Consider the following 18,811-nt stretch of genomic DNA (forward strand, 5'->3'; position numbering starts at 1 on the left):
ATTTTCGAATACTAAACTTACATTTCTTTTCCATAAAGGAACCTTCCTATCTGTACGCTTCTCACCAGTAAGCGTTTGCAACTTTATTTAAAAAAATATATTTTATTTGACTTATTTAAATTGAATTTATCGTAAAAACAGACGGAACATAACTTACACTATATCTTTTCTCAAGCCATGTTCCGCCCTTAAATCGCTGGTACATAGACTAATGGCTATGTACCAAACTTTGTGTCGGAAATGTTTTTTACACATTTTCCTTCTTCTTCACCAGGAATAATCCTGTCAATGCTAACAGAAGGCCGAGAAGGAAGGCTGAATCTGTTGCTGTGCCTGTACTTGGTAAGGTGGCTGACTTAGTAGCTGGGCCTTGACTCAGACTAGCTGCTTTAGCTCCTTGCGCTTGTTCCTGCATCTGCGGGGTTGCAGTTGACTTGTAAACAACCGCATAAACACCTAGCTGATCTGTCATGTACTCGACATAATGACCTTTTTGCTGGAAGGATACCGCATCAAGCTGATCAGCCGCTGTCATAAAGAAGACATTTTCAACATCTTTGTTAGATGCAACTGGAAGGCTGACAAAGACCTTGCCCTTAGGCTGAACAGCTTTGCCAAATTGGTCTTCTAGTCTAATGTCATAAGCATCATAGAGCTTACCTTCTAGGCTTTGAGCTGCTACTTTCTTGACCTTCAAGGCTACAACTTGATCAAGCGTAGACTTCATGCCAATCACTTGAACCTTGGTAGCTTCGTCCGTCAAGATACGTAAGTTATTTTCTGGCTTAGATGGCTCTACAGGCTTCTCTGGTGTAGTTGGTTTGTTTGGTTTTTCTTCCTTGCTTCCAACTTCCACAATCTGATCAACGGGATCTTTAGAAACGAAGCTATCGCGAGTCACTCGACCAGTTTCCTGACCATTTTCAATCGCCACTTCTACAAGCGTGGTCTTCTCACCAACCTTGCCTTCTTGGACAACTTTTCGGGTGCCCTTAGGCAACTGTGGGTTTTCACGTTCGACAGTATTAAACGGTAGAGCTTCGGTCACGATATCAAGGCGTGGTTGCTCGACAACAAGATTCTTAAGACCTTGATCTGGTGTAACCTGCTCAACTGGTTTGCCAACTTCCACAATCTGATCCACTGGTGCTTTAGAAACAAAGCTATCGCGAGTCACACGACCGCTTTCCTTGCCATTCTCAATCGTCACTTCAACAAGCACGGTCTTTTCGCCAGCTTTGCCTTCTTGGACAACTTTTCGGGTACCTTTAGGTAATTGAGCACTTTCATGTTCGACGGTATTAAACGGTAGAGCTTCTGTCACAATATCCAAGCGTGGCTGTTCAACTACAGGGGCTTGAACGCCTTCAGCTGGAGTGATTTGCTCGACTAGCTTGCCAACTTCCACAATCTTATCAACTGGGGCTTTAGAAACGAAGCTGTCACGAGTGGTGCGACCAGTTTCCTTGCCATTCTCAATCGTCACTTCCACAAGTGTGGTCTTTTCACCGGTCTTGCCTTCTTGGACAACTTTTCGGGTGCCCTTAGGTAATTGAGCACTTTCACGTTCGACGGTATTAAACGGTAGAACTTCTGTTACGATATCAAGTCGTGGCTGTTCGACAACAAGATTCTTAAGACCTTGATCTGGTGTTACTTGCTCAACTGGCTTGCCAATTTCCACAATCTTATCGACTGGGGATTTAGAAACGAAGCTGTCGCGAGTCAAACGGCTGGTTTCCTGACCATTTTCGATGGTCACTTCAACGAGCGTAGTCTTTTCACCGTCCTTGCCTTCTTGGACAACTTTTCGTGTACCTTTAGGCAATTGTGGATTTTCACGCTCAACGGTGTTGAACGGTAGAGCCTCAGTGACGATATCCAAGCGTGGCTGTTCGACAACTGGGATCTTAACTCCTTCGTCTGGAGTCGTCTTGTTAACTGGCGGTGTAGCTGGTGTATCTTCTAAACTATTGAGATAAGTTGCAAATTCTGCCAAGCGAGTCGGAGTTAACAAGTGGTTATTTGTCACGTAAGCAGCCACCTGCAAGAACTCTTCTACTGCTTCACGATTAGCCTGACTTGTCAATGTTTTAGCACGCGCAAGAGCCTTATCATAAGCACTTGTGTCCAGAGCAGCCTCGCTTGTTGTTGGTAGATTAAAGACTAATTCCGCCGCTGATTGGTATTCATTTTCGCTATCGCCATAAGTCTGAGTACCTGTCAAGACAATCTTCTTAGCCTTGATAACCCGACCAAAGTCAATAGTTTTAGTTGCTGCATTATTTGGCCAATTATTGGCTGAGAAGCGGTGTTCTTGCCCTGCTTCATCCGTTACCACCAGAGTTAGATTTTTGAGATTACCATTTGATCCTGAAGAACGTGGTACATAAGTCAAACCTGTCAAATCAGTTGGTTCTCTCAAGACCATAGTAGCCGGTTTATTAGCACCACCACCAGACCACGGTGTATGCCACAGGCTAGAGCGGTTACCATCAAAGGCTTTAGCTAACTCTTCTCCTGGCTGTGCAGGTGCTTCCAGAGATTCAAAGTCTGCTGCTTTGAGGGAAGTCTTCTTCTCTACCAAGGCAGCCTTGAGGTGATCCACTGCAGCGATTGCCTGTCTAGCAGCATCAACTGAGATGTCATCATCCTGCTGAGTCAGATTATAAACCGCATCTTTCAACGCATTCATAGACTCAGTAGTGTAATTCGTTCTGGCAACTAGTGGCAGGTAGTTGTTCACTGCTTCGTCAATCAGCATCTTACCTGTCAGCTCGACTTCTTCAATTTGTAGACGATCCATTACAAAGTCATTGTAGCCACGGAAGTTTGCATCTCCGCCTGCATCACCATTTGTATTCCCACCTCTAGCAGTAGAATAGATACCAATCCAAGTATTGCCATCTGGCGCTCCCGTAACGAGGAAGGTCGCTCTTTTGGCTTTTTGAGAGCCTTTCCAAGTGTTTGGTAGCTCATGCACTTGTGCATTGCCCAAATCACTAGTCCATTGGTTACCTGCTTGCTTCCAAGTTACTTCACCATTACCGCTGACAAAGGCGTAAGTGCCATCAGAGCCCGCTTCGTAGTCAAAGGTTACTCGGTAAGTCTTACCTGCCTCAAAGCGGAAGTTTTGCGGAATAGTTTGGTAAACCATGCGTTGACGGCTAACTAAACCATTGGTCTTGAGTGACCAGTCGCCCTCGATAACATCATCAATCTTCTTACCATTCCAGCCACGTTGTGTATATGGTGCGTTCTTTTCTGATAAGTGAGTCCGATTGTCCTCAACACCTTCGATACCACCGATAACAAATGGGAAGATCCCTTGACCGACATTTTCAAAGTTCTGTTTGAAGACACCTTTTTGGTTATCATGACCGCCGGCATACATTGTAGAATTATTCTCAAAGACTCGAATTTCATCAAAGTAAGTTGCTTTTTCACCTGCTTCACGGCTCAGGGTCAGAGTCACATTGGACACGTCATCACCTGTCGTGAAGTAAACATACATATTTTGGAAATAGCTGGTGTTGTCCACTGTCGCATTGCTACGATTTGTATTGTGAGCATAGGCCTTTACATAGTTTTGAGCAATAGATTTATTAGTATAGTTGGTGATTGTCTTACCACCTGATTGGACTGTGATACTTGCCTTAGCATCACTTCTATTATCCACTCCGACATAAGCAGCATACTTAGTATTTGGCTTGAGACCTGTTAATTTCTGAGTCAGAGTCACAGTACTTGTATTGTTTTGAATACGAAGCATATCATTGGCACCCTGTGACTTGACAATCTCAGCCTTAGACTTGTCGCCTGTAATTGTCCAATGATCCAGCTTGCCACTGTTGAAGCCTTGATCATAGATATGCATTCCTTCGCTCCAAGACATTTCCTTGTTGACCTGTCTTGTACGATAGAGAACGTATGGCTGATTTGCCAAAAGATCCAACGTCAGCTGATTATTCGTCACTGTCAGCTCTTGCTCTTCAACCTTACCTTGGTCGGTCAGCTTATAGAGGTAAACCTTATCATTCCAATCACTCGGCAGGGTCCAAGTTGTCTGGCCTGCTTTTGTATTGTAATAATACATCTTTTCTTGAGCTTTTTCCAGCTTATTACCGTTGGCATCCCAATTCCATGGCACCAGATAAGCTGAGCCGTCTTGAATCACGCGACCATTAAGTGTAACTGTTCTCTCACGGTAGCCTGGATTTGCCACATCGTTTGATTTACGGCGAATAGTAACTTGATTGTTGTCCTTGTCTGTTAGACCGATTTCCATTTCTGGTGTCCACTTGTAGCTGCCGCCATTATCATTCATGGTAACCGGATTACCATTCTTCCATGTTGTGACAGTGAAGTGTTGGAAATACTTGGTCATGACATCATGAGCAAAGAGGTTGGTCACGTAGCCATTGTAGTCACTCCGTCCTTGCCAGCCCTCAAAATCCTTCATGCTGTAACCACCAAGCAGCGGATAGTTGGCTGCGCCGCCATAGGACGGATAGTCACCAATCCAAGAATCTTTTTGGTGGTTGCGGATAAAGCGGACAATGCTACTGTTAATCCCCTTGTTGGTATAGCCACCATAGGTCAAGTCAGCTGCCCAGTGCTGGAAGGTAGAGTCGTACTCACCTCCATGTCCCCACTCAATCGCAAAGCGCCAGCCCTGTTGGTTGATTTCTTTTGCCAAGACATGAGTTGCCCAAGCACCATTATCACCTGACTGACCATTACCCCAAACATCGACATAGATAAAGTCTAACCCTTCGCCAAGTTTTTCTTTCAAATCTTGCCAGCGTTTGAGTCGACCATGAGCGAGGTCATAGGCAGCATCAATATTGATACCTTGGTCAAGCCAGTTCCAGCCATAGCTATAGCTACCGTCAGGATTCTTGCGTAGGATTTCCTCTTTGAAATATTTGGATTCTGGATAGGTTTCTGATGCGTTGACGTGGATACCGATGTGAGCACCATATTCCTTAGCCTTGGCGATCAGAGTTTTGAAATCTTCAACTCCACCGATTCGTTTACCAATATCTGCATAGTTCAAGTGACCTGAGTCATGCCCTTCATTTCCATATCCCTTCAAGAGGACACCTTGGCCAAGTCCATCGGTATGAAGATTGATTTTCTTAATACCATCCAGAGTCATCAGGAATGGATTTTGAGCTTGAGAGCCAAAGTTCATGGCAATCCGATAAGCGGTAATGTCTTTAACCTTTTCCCAGCCTTGCGGGTTGTTCATGATTTGACGATAAGCTACAGCAGCATCCTGCCAGTCTACTTGATTATCCTTGTTGGCATCTTCGGTCACGACCACCTTAGCACTTGGCAATTCCAAAGTATAATCTGGGTAAACAATTCCTTTATATTCTTTTTGCCATTGCCATGGTGAGCTCTTGATTGCGACATAGTTAGCGTTACCCACTGTTTGCTTGTAAGCAGTCAAGCGTGTAAAATCGTTTGATCCACCGCCAAAGCTGTTTTGAGAGTTACTCCATACACCAGCCGCCAGCTTGTCTGTTGAGACAAATCCGTACATGTAGCCCTTGCGCAAATCCGACATCGGATTGGTCACATTGATATGGTCATCTCCGCTGACATGGGTATTGTTGGACATGGTCGCCCCATCAAACTTAGCACCAGCCTGCTCGCTAGATACAGATACTAAAGCATTATCTGCAAAGTTGATAGAAGAAATCAATTTTCTAACATCATCGACTGGCTTACCAGCCTCGACTTGATTGTGGTTGACGATTCTTGTCACATCAAAGTGCAACTGGTTGTCCACTACTTTCAAGCGAACGGTCATTTCTGCATCAATCAAATGCTCTGGATCCTTCAAGACCAAATCATACTCAGCTGTCTGCTCATCAACCTTTCGGTAAGTCACTTTCGGCTTGATAGCATGTGAGTTAATAGTGACTTGATCCAGCTGTTTGACTTGACCTGTCAGTGTGTGCTTGTTGACTGTGTAGCTCTTGACACGCGGGAAGGCCTTATCAATCAGAACTTCCATCGTTGCTGAGTGAATCTTATCATAAGTGACTTTAGAGTCATCTACAACAGGACCTGTTTCCTTTTCTCCTGTCGGCTGAGTTTGGGTCATGCCTTCTTGGTTATCTGTCTTTATCAAAACAGAAGTCAGTTCAGTGCCCTGATAAGTACCGGCCTTGACCAAAATCTTGCGCTCATTCTTGAGATTTTCCTTGACTGCAGCTGGTAAGGTCACTGTATTAAAGAGTTGCTCGCCATTATTGGTCGCATTGAGCTGACCATCTGCTTTCAGAGTTACCACCAAGTTATTGGTTGAACCTTTTTTCGGTGCTGGTACGCGAGTTTGACGATACCAAGCACTATTGCCACTGCCTGGCGTTTTATATTCCCAGAACCAGCCTTCTTTGTCATAACCGACAAAGACATTGTTTGATGTATCTTTATATTTCATAAAGACACCAAAGCGACCATGGTTTGTTTCAGAATTTTCTACAAAAGTTAAGTTGACGCTAGCATTTCCTTCTTGATCTACCTGCAAGCCTTCTTTCTGGAAGAGAGCTGGGTTTTGGTTGTTATCATGAGTAGATTTTGAGGAGAGTTGGTTATAGCGTACACCGTTCTTCTCAACCGTAGTGACTGTTCCATGCTGCTCTGTTGTTCCGACAGGAGTCCACTCAGCTGTCTTCTTAGCTGCAAATCTTGCAACTAAATCAGGATCTGGAACTGTTGGTGTTGGTGCAATATAAGGTGTGACTGCTTCTGGAGCCGAACCTGCGGCTGGAAGTCTCGTTCCGATTACAGAAACAGCCAAATTATGAATACTTTCGATGTTGCCTGATTTTATCTTAGTAATCTTCTGACCAGCCGAATCATCATCTGCGTAAAACAGGAGTGTCTTACTGTCTGCCTGAGTAACAAAGGTAGCTTCCTTGCCATTTTCTAGCTCAAATACTGGCGCTTCATTAACAATCACTTCGTGATCAAAACGCAGGGCAACGAGTCCTTCTTCTGTGTGTTTCGCGCTGACTACCTTAGCCTCTGTAGGATAAACACTGTTTTTCAGTAAGAAATCCCAGTTAAACTTCTTGAAGGAGAGAGTATAGTCATTTTTATTCCCTTCCGCTCCTTCATAGAGCAAGCCAAACTCTTGATCATTGATTTGTTGCAGAGAGTTGTAGGCAAATTTTCCTTTATTGATTTCCTGATGAGCAATCCAAGTCAGATTACCAGCCTGATCCACTCTGGCAACTCGAACATGACCATTATTTCTGCCAGGCCCGCTTGCATTCGCCAAAATCACATATTCTTGTCCATCTTTGACTGTGCTAATCGCTGACATTTGTACATAGACATCAGGCACATCTTTGTAGCGTTTCACTTCAGGAAGCCAAGTAGCACCTCCATCTTCACTGGTTGCAACTTGCAGGTCTCGCGTCAATCCACGCATGAACATTTTTAGCTGGCCGTTTGCTAACTGCACGATGGTTGCTTCAGTGTTTTGAGCCGAAGGATGATTCATGGTGCTGGATTGAATCTCTGTATTATTCACTCTGCGACCATCATTAACTGCTGCTCCAGAATGCCAAGTTTGTCCATTATCATCTGAATAGATAACCCGAGAAGACTGAGAACCATGTAAATGGGAAGATTCGTTAGTCGAATAAGTCGGAATAACTAAACGTCCTTTGTGCAGGCCTGTATGAAGACGAATGCCTGTACCAGGGCCGACCCCGTAGAACTTCATCCAGTTTTCCTTGACCATAGGAGTAATATCACGCGGAGCAGACCAAGTCAGTCCATCATCCTTACTCACTGATGTCCATAGATAGCTAGTCCGAGCAACACGGAAAGGCGAATCTTTCTTAGTCGTGAAATAAATATTATCAATCAGGCGGTCTCCGTCATAAAGGTCACCTTTATCTCGATAGTCTTTTTCCTGTGGATTGACCACTACACGATAGGTTGTCGCTACACCGTTTGCATCATAGACTGTTCCATTTTCACGAATTGTATATTTTTGACCATTTTCGTGATAAAGAATCTGATAAACCTTGCCATCAATCGTTGTATAGGCTTCTTCGTTTTTAGCAGGCAGGTCAAAAACAGCCCGCCCTTCTGTAAACATATCATAGATGGCATGAATGGTTCCGTCTTTATCCTGAACCATAGCCACATCAATCGTTACAGGAGAGCCCTGATTCGGATCCGTTGCTTTGGGATTATTGCGCAAATTGACAATCGTCTTTTCTGGCCCCCAAGTCTGGCCGCCATCTGTACTACGGCGAATAACTGTGCCGATATCCCCCCAGTCTGACGCATGCAAGCGGCGCTGATCCGCAGCTGCAATCAAGGTGCCTTTCTGAGTCTTTAACAAGGCTGGGATTCGATAGCTTTTAATTCCTTGACTATTAGCCTGACCGCCAGCTCCACTCTCAAATACATCTGCCTTTTCACTCAGGGAGGCACCAGGAGCTAGCTGTCCTTCGAGTTCTTTCCGTTTTAAAATTTGGCTACGCTGAGCTACTTCCTCTGGCGAAAGAGCGCGGTCATAAATAGTTAGATTTCGAACGGCAAACGTTCCTGGCCAATGGTTTTGCTTACCACGCACTGTAGCACCCAGCTGCATGTTGGTCAAATCCGGCATGTCACTCAGGAATTTCCCTGACTGATAGCTGGTTCTTGATAGAACCCCATTGACATAGAGGCGCACGCGACCCTCTGGCGAATCTGGTTTTAGTCTTTCTACTGTATAGGTGATGGAGTTCCACTGACCAGCATTGACTTTCAGAGGGGCATTGTTATAATTTTCATAGAATTGCTGCCCATTGCGATCACGACCTTCGACAACTGCTGTTCCATTATTGACCGCAAGAGTAAAGTATTCGTTGACATGCGAGGAGCTAGAAGCAGAGAATACACTATAAAACTTTGGTGAGTTTGCATCTGGCTTAAACTCCAAATGAACCGTTGCATTCTTTAATTTTTTTACTTTATCTAGCTCGCTGGATAGATCCTCTTTGGCGTGATCTGTTTTGTTAATCGTAATATCTTCTTTTTCCAAGACAGGCTTGACATTCTTTAAAGAACGGGAATAATAGTCTCTTTCAACCGTTTCTTCTGTCTCAGCAGTTGCATCAGAAGGTTTTTCTAAAGTGGTACCTGTATCTGTTGATGGAGATACGGGTGTAGCTACATTTTCTGTAGATACTGGTGCAGTAGCAGTTGCTGCTGCAGGCTTATCCTCGTTTTCTACTTTCCCATTTACCTCAGAAGATGTTGTCTCTCCCGTAACTTCAGTAGCAGGAGGTGCCACACTTGGTTGAGATACCGCAACTACTCCTGCTGGGCTAGTTGTTGTATCTGCTAGACTGTCAGCCGATACTTGATTGACCCCAAACAAGATTGCTCCGATTATAACAGAGCAAACACCTAAAGTTAGCTTGCGAATCCCAAACTTACATCTTTTATCAAATAAATCTCTATCCATTTGACAACCACCAATAGTAAGCGTTTACAATAAACCTTAAAATTTTTAGGCTGTTATAAACCCCTTCTATCCCTTTCTTATTTTATATTAATATACTCTTTTTTAATATATCAAATATTTTAAGAAGTGTCAAATTATTTTACAGTAGAAATGTAGATTATTCTTAGAAGAAAGATAGAAAAATCCATTTGAAATCTACAATCAATCCTAGCTGCTCACTTCAAATGGATCATATTATTTAAATCATGTTTATCTAATGTTCACTCTGCCAGTGCGATAATCAAGGGCAATTCCTGATTGGACATTTGGGACAAAAACATTGAATTCCAAACTTCCATCGCTGGACTTAGCTTCTAAATGCGAGCCAGAGGGCACCAGATCATTTTCAGAAGCATAGATCAAGGTGACACGATAGCGAACTCGCTTATTCTGGTCCAAAGCACGACGGATCTGAGTTTCATAGTAGTTCTGCCCTGTCGAGTTATCTTTATTGGCCTGATTGGCCCAGGCTGTTTGGACTGCGATATTGGCTGGATTGCTAGTGGAAGCATCGAAACCCTTTAAGCCACCGATCAGCGAGTAAGCCAAGAGATGCCCGCGATCCACTGCATGGTTGTATTCACCAGATAGATGTTTGACTTGGTGCCAACCAGCAGGAACCCAAGAAGTGGAACCATTTCCCGTTTCTTCCCGTGATTTATACTGGCGGGTCGATTTGGCAAGCAAAGCATTGGCAACTGTTGGAACCGTCTGCCCCTGAACTATCTTCGTTTTATTATCCGCATAAGGGGCACTCGACACTTTGGCGTCTAAGTTTGTTTGATTTTCATTGATGATGAAGGCACCAGCCCCATTCCACTCGATTTTTCCACCAAGTTGTGAACGCACTGAGTCTGTGAGAACACTCTCAGCCAGTGCTTGATCAGGTGTACTGGTATCCCTATTTTGACTAATGACTGACGATGTATTTACCGCTGGTGACTGATTGCCATTTCCAAAAAAGTAGGCTCCCAGTGATAAAGTCAGAGCAACCAGAAGCCCAGCTATAGTCTGAGTAGATTTAGTGCTCTTTTTTTGTAATTTCTTTCTTTTTGGCATCTTTCCTTTTCCATTTAAAAGGACTGCGCAAGATTCTGCACAGTCGGTAAATTTTCGGACATCTTAGCAGATTAATGACCAGTGAACTTAGAAACAAGTTCATTCCAAGTATCTAGCGATAAGATAGACCAAGGATTTTCTGCATTTCCAATCACGCCATATCCGATAACCAGACCAAGACAAAAAATGATAAAAGCGACTACCAGCACCAAGGCAATGATGCCTAGTTGTCTAGCCAAATATTTCCAATTTTCACTCATCATCTTCTTCCTTTACGCGTTTGACGTTGGCACCAAGAGCTGCCAATTTTTCGTGAAATTTATAATAGCCACGATCCAAGTGGACTAACTTGCTAACTTTTGTTTCGCCTTCAGCAATCAAGCCCATCAAAATCAAGGTCGCACTAGCCCGGAGATCTGTCGACATCACTTCTGCTCCTTGCAGGCTGCTACCACCCCAAATCCGAGCGGTATCCCGCATAATATCGGAGTGAAGTCCCATCCGTCGCATCTCTTCTAAGTGCTGGAAGCGGTTTTCAAAGACCGTCTCAACCATGACAGACTCTCCTTGGGCTATCGCCATCAAGGCAGTAAACTGAGCCTGCATATCGGTTGGGAAACCTGGATAAGGCAAGGTTTTGACAGCAACAGCTTTTAACTTTGAAACATCTGAGCGGACGCGAATTCCTTCATCTTCTTCAGTTACTTCCACACCCATTTCTTGCATCTTTGACAGAAGCGGACGATTGTGCTCCCAAATTGCATCCTCAATCAGCAAATCACCACCCGTCATAGCAGCAGCAACCATAAATGTACCAGCTTCGATGCGGTCTTGCACGACATTGTGCTCAGCTCCATGAAGTTTTTCAACACCGATGATTGTTATATTCTCCGTTCCTGCCCCTCTGACTTTAGCGCCCATTTTATTTAACAGTAAAGCCAAGTCGACAATTTCAGGTTCTCGAGCAGCATTTTCGATAACAGTGGTACCTTGAGCCAAAGTTGCCGCCATCATAATATTCTGTGTCGCACCAACACTTGGGAAGTCCATATAAATATGCGCCCCCATCAAACGGTCTGCCTTGGCTTCGATGTATCCAGCAGTCTGCGTAATCTGAGCACCCATTGCCTCCAAGCCCTTCAAATGAAGATCGATAGGACGGCTACCAATCGTACAGCCTCCTGGCATGGATACTTTAGCATGCCCATTACGAGCAAGAATGGGACCCAATACAACAATCGAAGCCCGCATCTTGCTGACATACTTATAAGGAGCCTCTTCGGTCAATGGTTTAGTCGCATCTACAACTACAGTATTTTCATCTTGGTCAAAGTCTACCTGCGTATTCAAGCCGCGAACAACATTGTTCATGGTAAAAACATCCGAAAGGACTGGCACATTTTTAAGAGTTGTTTTTCCCTCACTGGCTAAAACAGTTGCTGCCAATAGCGGCAGCACCGCATTTTTAGCTCCTTCAATCTTAACTCTGCCAACCAGACGGTTATTTCCACCCTGAATAATAATTTTTTCCATACTAACTAGTTACTCCAAAACTTAAAAATTCATCCTTACTATCATATCATAAAATCAACAATCTGACCTTATAAAGCTCCATTAAAAATTGCCCGACTCATGTCATAAATGCCAATAAAAAACAGGCTAGTCATATAGCCCAAGGCAATACTCAGCAACAAAATCAAAAAACGAATTTTGATAGCATTGTCGGCATTTACTTTTAGAAATCTTTCCCAACTGACCACGGTAGACAAAAGATGAAAAGACATAAAGATAAAGAGCAGATGACTGCATAATCGAAACATTAATTCTATCATAGATTTTATTATACCATAAGAAGAGCTGTTTCTGGCGAAAAGGAGTATGGGACAATAAAAAAGAATGGAAATTCCATTCTTTTTTCATTACATTCTTGTTCCAACGTTAATACGGTTGATGGCACGCTGGAGGGCGATTTTAGCACGCCGCTCTTGGTCAATCAAATGCTTGTCTTGGGCTTCTTCGATCTCTTTCTCAGCACGCAGCTTAGCTCGTTCAGCACGGCTGATATCAATATCACGCTCACGCTCAGCTGAGTCTGCGATAATGGTAATCACATTATCAGCAATTTCTATGATGCCACCGTTGACCGCAATCCAGTCAATATGCTTGTCATCATCGATTCTGCGTACCTTGACTTGATCCACTTCCAAAACAGCAATTGTATTGATATGGCGAGGCAAAATCCCCATTTCTCCGTCAATCGTTTTTACGGAAACAAATGCAGCACGGTGGTCATAGATCAGACCATCCGGTGTAACGATTTGTACTGTCATTTGAGCCATCATTCACCTCTTAGAATCCCATTTTTTCCGCTTTAGCAATGACATCCTCAATCGAACCGACACCACGGAAGGCATCTTCTGGTAACTTATCGTACTTGCCTTCGAGGATTTCTTTAAAGCCACGAACCGTTTCAGCTACAGGCACATAAGATCCTGGCTGGCCAGTGAATTGCTCAGCAACGTTGAAGTTTTGAGACAAGAAGAATTGAATCCGACGCGCACGCGCAACCAAAGTCTTTTCTTCATCTGATAACTCATCCATACCTAGGATGGCAATGATGTCCTGCAATTCATGATAACGTTGCAATACGCGTTTCACTTCGGCAGCTACTGCATAGTGCTCTTCACCAACAATCTCAGGAGAAAGAGCTCGAGAGCTTGAAGCGAGCGGATCCACGGCTGGATAAATCCCCAATTGAACCAATTTACGTTCCAAGTTGGTTGTAGAGTCCAAGTGGGCGAAAGCCGTCGCTGGCGCTGGGTCAGTATAGTCATCGGCCGGCACGTAGATGGCCTGAATAGAGGTTACAGAACCCTTCTTAGTCGATGTAATACGCTCTTGGAGTTGTCCCATTTCAGTCGCAAGTGTTGGTTGGTAACCAACGGCTGATGGCATCCGACCCAAAAGGGCAGAAACTTCAGAACCTGCCTGCGTGAAACGGAAGATGTTGTCAATGAAAAGCAAGACATCTTGACCTTCCACATCACGGAAGTACTCTGCAATCGTCAGACCAGTCAAAGCAACCCGCATACGCGCTCCTGGTGGCTCATTCATCTGACCGAAGACCATGGCTGTTTTCTCGATAACACCAGATTCCTTCATTTCCCAATAAAGGTCATTCCCTTCACGGGTACGTTCCCCAACACCAGTAAATACAGAAATACCACCGTGTTCTTGGGCAATGTTATGAATCAATTCCTGAATCAAGACGGTCTTACCAACTCCGGCACCACCGAAGAGTCCCACTTTACCACCTTTAAGATAAGGTGCTAAAAGGTCGATAACCTTGATACCTGTCTCTAAGATTTCTGATGAAGTAGACAACTCATCAAAGGTTGGAGCTTTCTTATGGATTGGCTGACGCTCTGCATCATCCGCAAAAGGAGCATCCAAGTCAATGGTATCTCCCAAAACGTTAAAGACGCGACCAAGTGTTTCTTTGCCGACTGGCACAGAAATTGGACGGCCAGTATCTAGCACTTCCATGCCACGAGTCAACCCATCCGTTGATTCCATAGCGATGGTCCGAACCACTCCATCACCAAGCTCAAGAGCTACTTCAAGGACGATTTTTGATTTTTTTTCGTCATTTTTATAGACTACAAGTGCATTATTGATCTCAGGTAGCTTGTCGCCAGCTGCAAACGCTACGTCTACAACCGGTCCGATAACCTGAGTAATTTTGCCTGAGCTCATTCTTTTCTCCTCTTTATACTATTTATTTTCTGTGACACTATTCCAGTGCACTTGCACCCGCCACAATTTCAGTAATTTCCTGCGTGATAGCTGCTTGTCTAGCACGGTTATACTGAATAGTCAAATCATTGATAACTTTTTTAGCATTATCTGTTGCTGTTTGCATGGCTGTCATACCAGCAGCATTTTCAGCAGTTTTTGCGTCAATAATCGCTCCATAAATCATACTTTCAGCAAACTGAGGCAAGAGCTGATCTAAAATCGCGTTTCGACTGGATTCCAATTCTAGATTAAGAATATAGTTCTCATCTGCTTCACTAGGATCCAAGTCGACGATTGGCAACATCTGCTCTACCCGCATCTGACTGGTCAAACTGTTGACATGGTGGTTATAACACACATAAAGTTCATCAAAAAGCTCATTCTGATACATTTCAATGGTCTTGGAAATGATTTTCCGAACTTCATCAAAACTCGGATGATTGGCTAAACCGCGCAATTCATAAATTGGCTGAATGCCTCGCGCGCGGAAGAAATCCGCTCCCATTCCTCCGATCGAAATAATGACATAGTCATCTTTTTCGTGGTATTCCGAAATCAATTCCATCATGGATTTGAGGATGGTTGCGTTGTAGCCACCGACCAAACCACGATCAGACGTAATGACGATATAAGCCGTTTTCTGAACCGGTCTGCTCTTGAGTAAGGGATGATGGCTAACATTTTCTTCCTCATGACCATGCAAAAGGTCGGTCAAGAGTTTTCGAACCTTAGAAGCATAAACCTGAAAGTTCTTTGCTGCTTCTTCGGACTTTCCCAACTTAGATGCAGAAACCATCTGCATCGCATTGGTGATTTGACTGGTGTTTTTTGTGGATGCAATTTTATTTTTGATATCATTTAATGAAACTGCCATCTGACACCTCTATTCTTATTTGAAGTTAGACTGATTGATAAATTCAGTAATAGCGGCATCCAGCACTTCTTCGCTCGGCAAATCTTTTGTCTGACGAATGGTTTCATAAATGTCTTCATGATGAGCATCAAAGTAAGCGAAAAGCTCTGCTTCAAACTGAAGAATCTCATCCACCGGTACTGTGTCTAGGAAACCATGGGTCAGTGCATAAAGGATCACAACTTGTTTTTCAACTGGCAGTGGCTCATGAACTGGCTGTTTCAATACTTCTACCGTACGGCGTCCACGGTTCAACTTAGCCTGAGTTGCTGCATCGAGGTCACTACCAAATTTGGTAAAGGCTTCCAGCTCACGATATGAAGCAAGGTCAATACGCAGGGTTCCTGCAACCTTCTTCATGGCCTTGATTTGTGCAGATCCACCTACCCGAGATACAGAAGAACCCGCATCAATAGCTGGACGAATACCTGCATTAAAGAGACCATCTCCAAGGAAGATTTGTCCATCCGTAATTGAAATCACGTTGGTCGCGATATAGGCTGAGATATCTCCTGCTTGTGTCTCGATAAATGGTAGGGCTGTGATTGAACCACCACCCAGCTCATCAGAAACCTTAGCCGAACGCTCAAGCAGACGGCTGTGAAGGTAGAAAACATCCCCTGGGAAGGCTTCACGACCTGGCGGACGACGAAGCAAGAGGGAAAGCTCACGATAAGCTACCGCTTGTTTAGACAAGTCATCATAAACGATGAGGACGTGCTTGCCATTGTACATAAATTCTTCAGCCATTGCTACACCGGCATAAGGAGCCAAGAAAAGCAATGGAGATGGTTGTGAAGCTGATGCTGTGACCACGATAGTATAATCCAAGGCTCCATACTGACGGAGAGTTTCCACCTGTGTACGGACAGTAGATTCCTTCTGACCAATGGCAACATAGATACAGATCATATCCTGCCCTTTTTGGTTGAGGATCGCATCGATGGCAATACTAGTTTTACCAGTCTGACGGTCACCGATAATCAATTCCCGCTGACCACGACCAATCGGTACAAGGGCATCAATAGCTTTCAAACCTGTTTGCAATGGTTCTGATACAGACTTCCGTTGCATAACTCCTGGAGCTGGTGCTTCTACAGGGCGTGTTTTAGTTGTAGCAAGCTCACCCAAGCCGTCAACAGGACGACCAAGCGGATCTACGACACGACCAATCAAAGCATCTCCGACAGGAACTTCCATGATTTTACCCGTGCGACGAATCGTATCGCCCTCGCGAATATCTGTAAAATCACCCAAGATAATGATCCCGACATCGGTTGACTCCAAGTTTTGGGCCATACCATAAGAACCATTTTCAAAAATCAAGAGCTCGCCACTCATGGCATTATCAAGGCCGTGGGCACGAGCAATTCCATCACCAATATAAGTGACGACCCCAGTTTCTGTGACGTCAAAATTTGGCTGGAAATTTTCAATTTGTTGCTTAATGAAAGCGCTGATTTCTTGTGCGTTAATCGCCAAAATTCACACCACTTTCTATTTCAAATTTTCTTTTACGAGTTGTAATTGACGTTTTATACTTGCATCAATTGTTTTATTATTGGCTGAAATGACGAAGCCACCAATCAGGCTAGCATCTAATTCCTGCTTGAGCGAGCGAACCTTGAGGCCCATTTTTTGCTCAATCATTGGTTTCAATCTTTCTTTTTGACTGTCTGTCAATGCTTGAACAGATTTAACCGTCACTTCAAATTCATTGCTTTGTTTCTCAATCTGATGCTGAATTTCTATCAACATATCGTAGAATAAATCTGCTCGATGATTGAGAATAACGACTTCGATAAAGTTATCAATCAGCTGTGAATCTGAGTTTTGAAAAAGTCGAAGAGCCTTCTCCTTCTCTCCCTCATCGACGCCAATATGTGATAAAAAGTCAGCAAGATTTGTTTCCTCAAACACAGCCTTAATTTGGCTAAGTTTTTCAAAAACATCTTGTTGCTGACCTTTTTCAAATACTAATTGAACAAAAGGCAAGGTATATTTTTCAATTACCGCATAGTGCTTTTTGTCCATTAAGCATCTCCTAATTTATCAATATAACGATCAATAAGCTCACTGTGTGCTTTTGTATCAAGCTGCTGGCTCAAGATCTTACTTGCAAGACTTACTGTTAGGTCAGCCACATCGTCTTTAATGCTATTCAAGGCTTCTGCCTTACTTTGAGCAATTTCCTGATTGGCTTTTGCTTTCAAACGTCCAGCTTCTTCAGCTGCATCTGCTAAAATTCCAGCCTTATTTTTTTCAGCTGTTTCCTTAGCATGTTCGATAATCGTCGTTGCTTCCTGACGACTTCCTGCTAATTCATTCTCACGTTTTTGCGCAAGTTCCTCAGCCTTTTTGCGGGCTGACTCAGCCCCGTCAATATCATCCGTAATCTTTTTAGAACGTTCTTCCAAGATACTGGTGATATTGCCCCAGGCAAACTTCTTTACTAAAAAAATTAATAAAAGGAAGGAACCAGCGATGAGAATAAAGTCACCAATAATGGCACCGATAGTTACGTGCATTCCTTTTCTTCCTTTCTACTTACTATTCTTCACCGTTTATTTTCTTGCCGATATACATCGAAGACAGCATGGTAAAGACATAGGCCTGGATACATGAAATAAATATCGAGAAGGCTGTCCATAACATACTACCTAGGAAAGCAGCTGGATACCAATAAAATGCTTGTTGTGACAAGGTAAGCAACAAGCCAGCCAAAACTTCCCCTGCAAAGATATTTCCGAAAATCCGCAGAGCCAGAGAAGCAAAATTGGTAAATTCTTCCAAGATATTCATTGGAGTCATAAATCCAGGTGTTGCAAAAGCTTTTAAGTAATCTTTAAAACCACGACGACGGATTCCTTCAACATGACTAATCAATGTAATGATAAAGGATAAGGCTAGGTCATAGCCCAAATTTGCCGTCGGAGAAGTCCAGAGATTATAGCCATTGGTGGTCTGAACTTTAGCCATCAAACCGATATTATTGGCAACTGCAATAAAGAGAAATAGAGAGAACATAAACAAAGAGTAATCCTTGATATACCGTTCTCCGATATTATCTTTTGTAAAACCAATGACAAAATCATAGACATATTCTAATAGGTTTTGCTTTCCTTGAGGTCGGATGGACATTTTTCTACTGCCCCAGTAGATAAAGCCAAAGACCATCAAAACGGTCACAAGTGACATAGCAAGCAGGGTCAAATCAAAGGATATTGGGCCTAGCTGAATAGTCGGATTAAGACTTTCTTCCAAGGTTTGACACCCCCTTTTCTAAAATAGAAAAAACTATTTGATAATGAAGGACATAACCAAGGTAACGAAGAAAGTACCTTCAACAAAAGCGACACCCATGATGAGCAAGCTTCTTAATTGATCGACCATTTCTGGCTGACGTGAAACTGCTTTAAACAGATTACTCATAATCAAACCTTCAGCTAATGAGACGCCAAAGCAGGCAATACAAAGTCCTAAAAATGTTAAATTCATGATGAATTCTC

13 protein-coding genes and 2 pseudogenes are annotated in these 18,811 nt (G+C 43.5%); all 15 read right to left on the bottom strand.

The genetic code is table 11. The annotated features are described in order from the left end of the window. Positions 1 to 247: 247 nt before the first annotated feature. The 15 genes and pseudogenes from D8793_RS12275 to D8793_RS11175 all read right to left on the bottom strand — a co-directional run bounded on the left by D8793_RS12275 (position 248) and on the right by D8793_RS11175 (position 18,800). Positions 248 to 1,684 (bottom strand): G5 domain-containing protein, encoded by a 1,437-nt coding sequence (locus tag D8793_RS12275; protein ID WP_260471136.1) that lies wholly within the window; start codon positions 1,682 to 1,684, stop codon positions 248 to 250. Next, positions 1,685 to 7,069: pseudogene (locus tag D8793_RS12280) on the bottom strand (SpGH101 family endo-alpha-N-acetylgalactosaminidase); the annotation flags it as partial. It lies immediately after the preceding gene. A 99-nt stretch (positions 7,070 to 7,168) separates the two neighbouring features. Further along, positions 7,169 to 9,493 (bottom strand): annotated as a pseudogene (locus D8793_RS12285) (sialidase domain-containing protein); the annotation flags it as partial. Between the two features lie 249 nt (positions 9,494 to 9,742). Beyond that, positions 9,743 to 10,591: a DNA/RNA non-specific endonuclease gene (locus tag D8793_RS11120; RefSeq protein ID WP_125372243.1), complete on the bottom strand. Its 849-nt coding sequence runs from the start codon at positions 10,589 to 10,591 to the stop codon at positions 9,743 to 9,745. A gap of 71 nt (positions 10,592 to 10,662) precedes the next feature. Continuing rightward, a complete protein-coding gene (locus D8793_RS11125) occupies positions 10,663 to 10,851 on the bottom strand; it encodes a DNA-directed RNA polymerase subunit beta (protein ID WP_125372245.1) in 189 nt (62 codons plus the stop codon). Further along, a complete protein-coding gene (gene murA, locus D8793_RS11130) occupies positions 10,844 to 12,124 on the bottom strand; it encodes a UDP-N-acetylglucosamine 1-carboxyvinyltransferase (RefSeq protein WP_125372248.1) in 1,281 nt (426 codons plus the stop codon). The genes D8793_RS11125 and murA overlap by 8 nt, the downstream gene beginning before the upstream one ends. A 68-nt stretch (positions 12,125 to 12,192) precedes the next feature. After that, positions 12,193 to 12,423, bottom strand: a complete 231-nt coding sequence (locus tag D8793_RS11135) for a DUF1146 family protein (protein ID WP_125372250.1) — start codon at positions 12,421 to 12,423, stop codon at positions 12,193 to 12,195. Positions 12,424 to 12,510: 87 nt separating this feature from the next. Continuing rightward, positions 12,511 to 12,933, bottom strand: coding sequence for a F0F1 ATP synthase subunit epsilon (locus D8793_RS11140; protein WP_005589741.1), 423 nt, complete (start codon positions 12,931 to 12,933; stop codon positions 12,511 to 12,513). A 7-nt stretch (positions 12,934 to 12,940) separates the two neighbouring features. Then, on the bottom strand, positions 12,941 to 14,347 hold the full coding sequence (gene atpD / locus D8793_RS11145) for a F0F1 ATP synthase subunit beta (RefSeq protein ID WP_005589740.1): 1,407 nt from the start codon (positions 14,345 to 14,347) through the stop codon (positions 12,941 to 12,943). 37 nt (positions 14,348 to 14,384) lie between these two features. After that, the gene (locus tag D8793_RS11150; protein ID WP_005589739.1) at positions 14,385 to 15,263 is read right to left on the bottom strand and encodes a F0F1 ATP synthase subunit gamma; all 879 of its coding nucleotides are present in this window, start codon (positions 15,261 to 15,263) and stop codon (positions 14,385 to 14,387) included. Between the two features lie 15 nt (positions 15,264 to 15,278). Beyond that, complete coding sequence (gene atpA, locus D8793_RS11155) at positions 15,279 to 16,784, bottom strand: F0F1 ATP synthase subunit alpha (RefSeq protein WP_125386921.1); 1,506 nt, start codon at positions 16,782 to 16,784, stop codon at positions 15,279 to 15,281. A 15-nt stretch (positions 16,785 to 16,799) separates the two neighbouring features. Further along, positions 16,800 to 17,336, bottom strand: coding sequence for a F0F1 ATP synthase subunit delta (locus tag D8793_RS11160; protein ID WP_125372252.1), 537 nt, complete (start codon positions 17,334 to 17,336; stop codon positions 16,800 to 16,802). Further along, a complete protein-coding gene (gene atpF / locus D8793_RS11165) occupies positions 17,336 to 17,830 on the bottom strand; it encodes a F0F1 ATP synthase subunit B (protein ID WP_005589735.1) in 495 nt (164 codons plus the stop codon). Before atpF ends, D8793_RS11160 begins: the two co-directional genes overlap by 1 nt. 22 nt (positions 17,831 to 17,852) lie before the next feature. Then, positions 17,853 to 18,566, bottom strand: coding sequence for a F0F1 ATP synthase subunit A (gene atpB, locus D8793_RS11170; RefSeq protein WP_005589734.1), 714 nt, complete (start codon positions 18,564 to 18,566; stop codon positions 17,853 to 17,855). A gap of 33 nt (positions 18,567 to 18,599) precedes the next feature. Further along, positions 18,600 to 18,800 carry a F0F1 ATP synthase subunit C gene (locus tag D8793_RS11175; protein WP_125372254.1) on the bottom strand — a complete coding sequence of 67 codons (201 nt, stop codon included), beginning with the start codon at positions 18,798 to 18,800 and terminating at the stop codon, positions 18,600 to 18,602. Positions 18,801 to 18,811: the final 11 nt, after the last annotated feature.

Origin of the sequence: Streptococcus cristatus (genome assembly GCF_003943465.1) — a bacterium.
Classification (GTDB): domain Bacteria; phylum Bacillota; class Bacilli; order Lactobacillales; family Streptococcaceae; genus Streptococcus; species Streptococcus cristatus_C.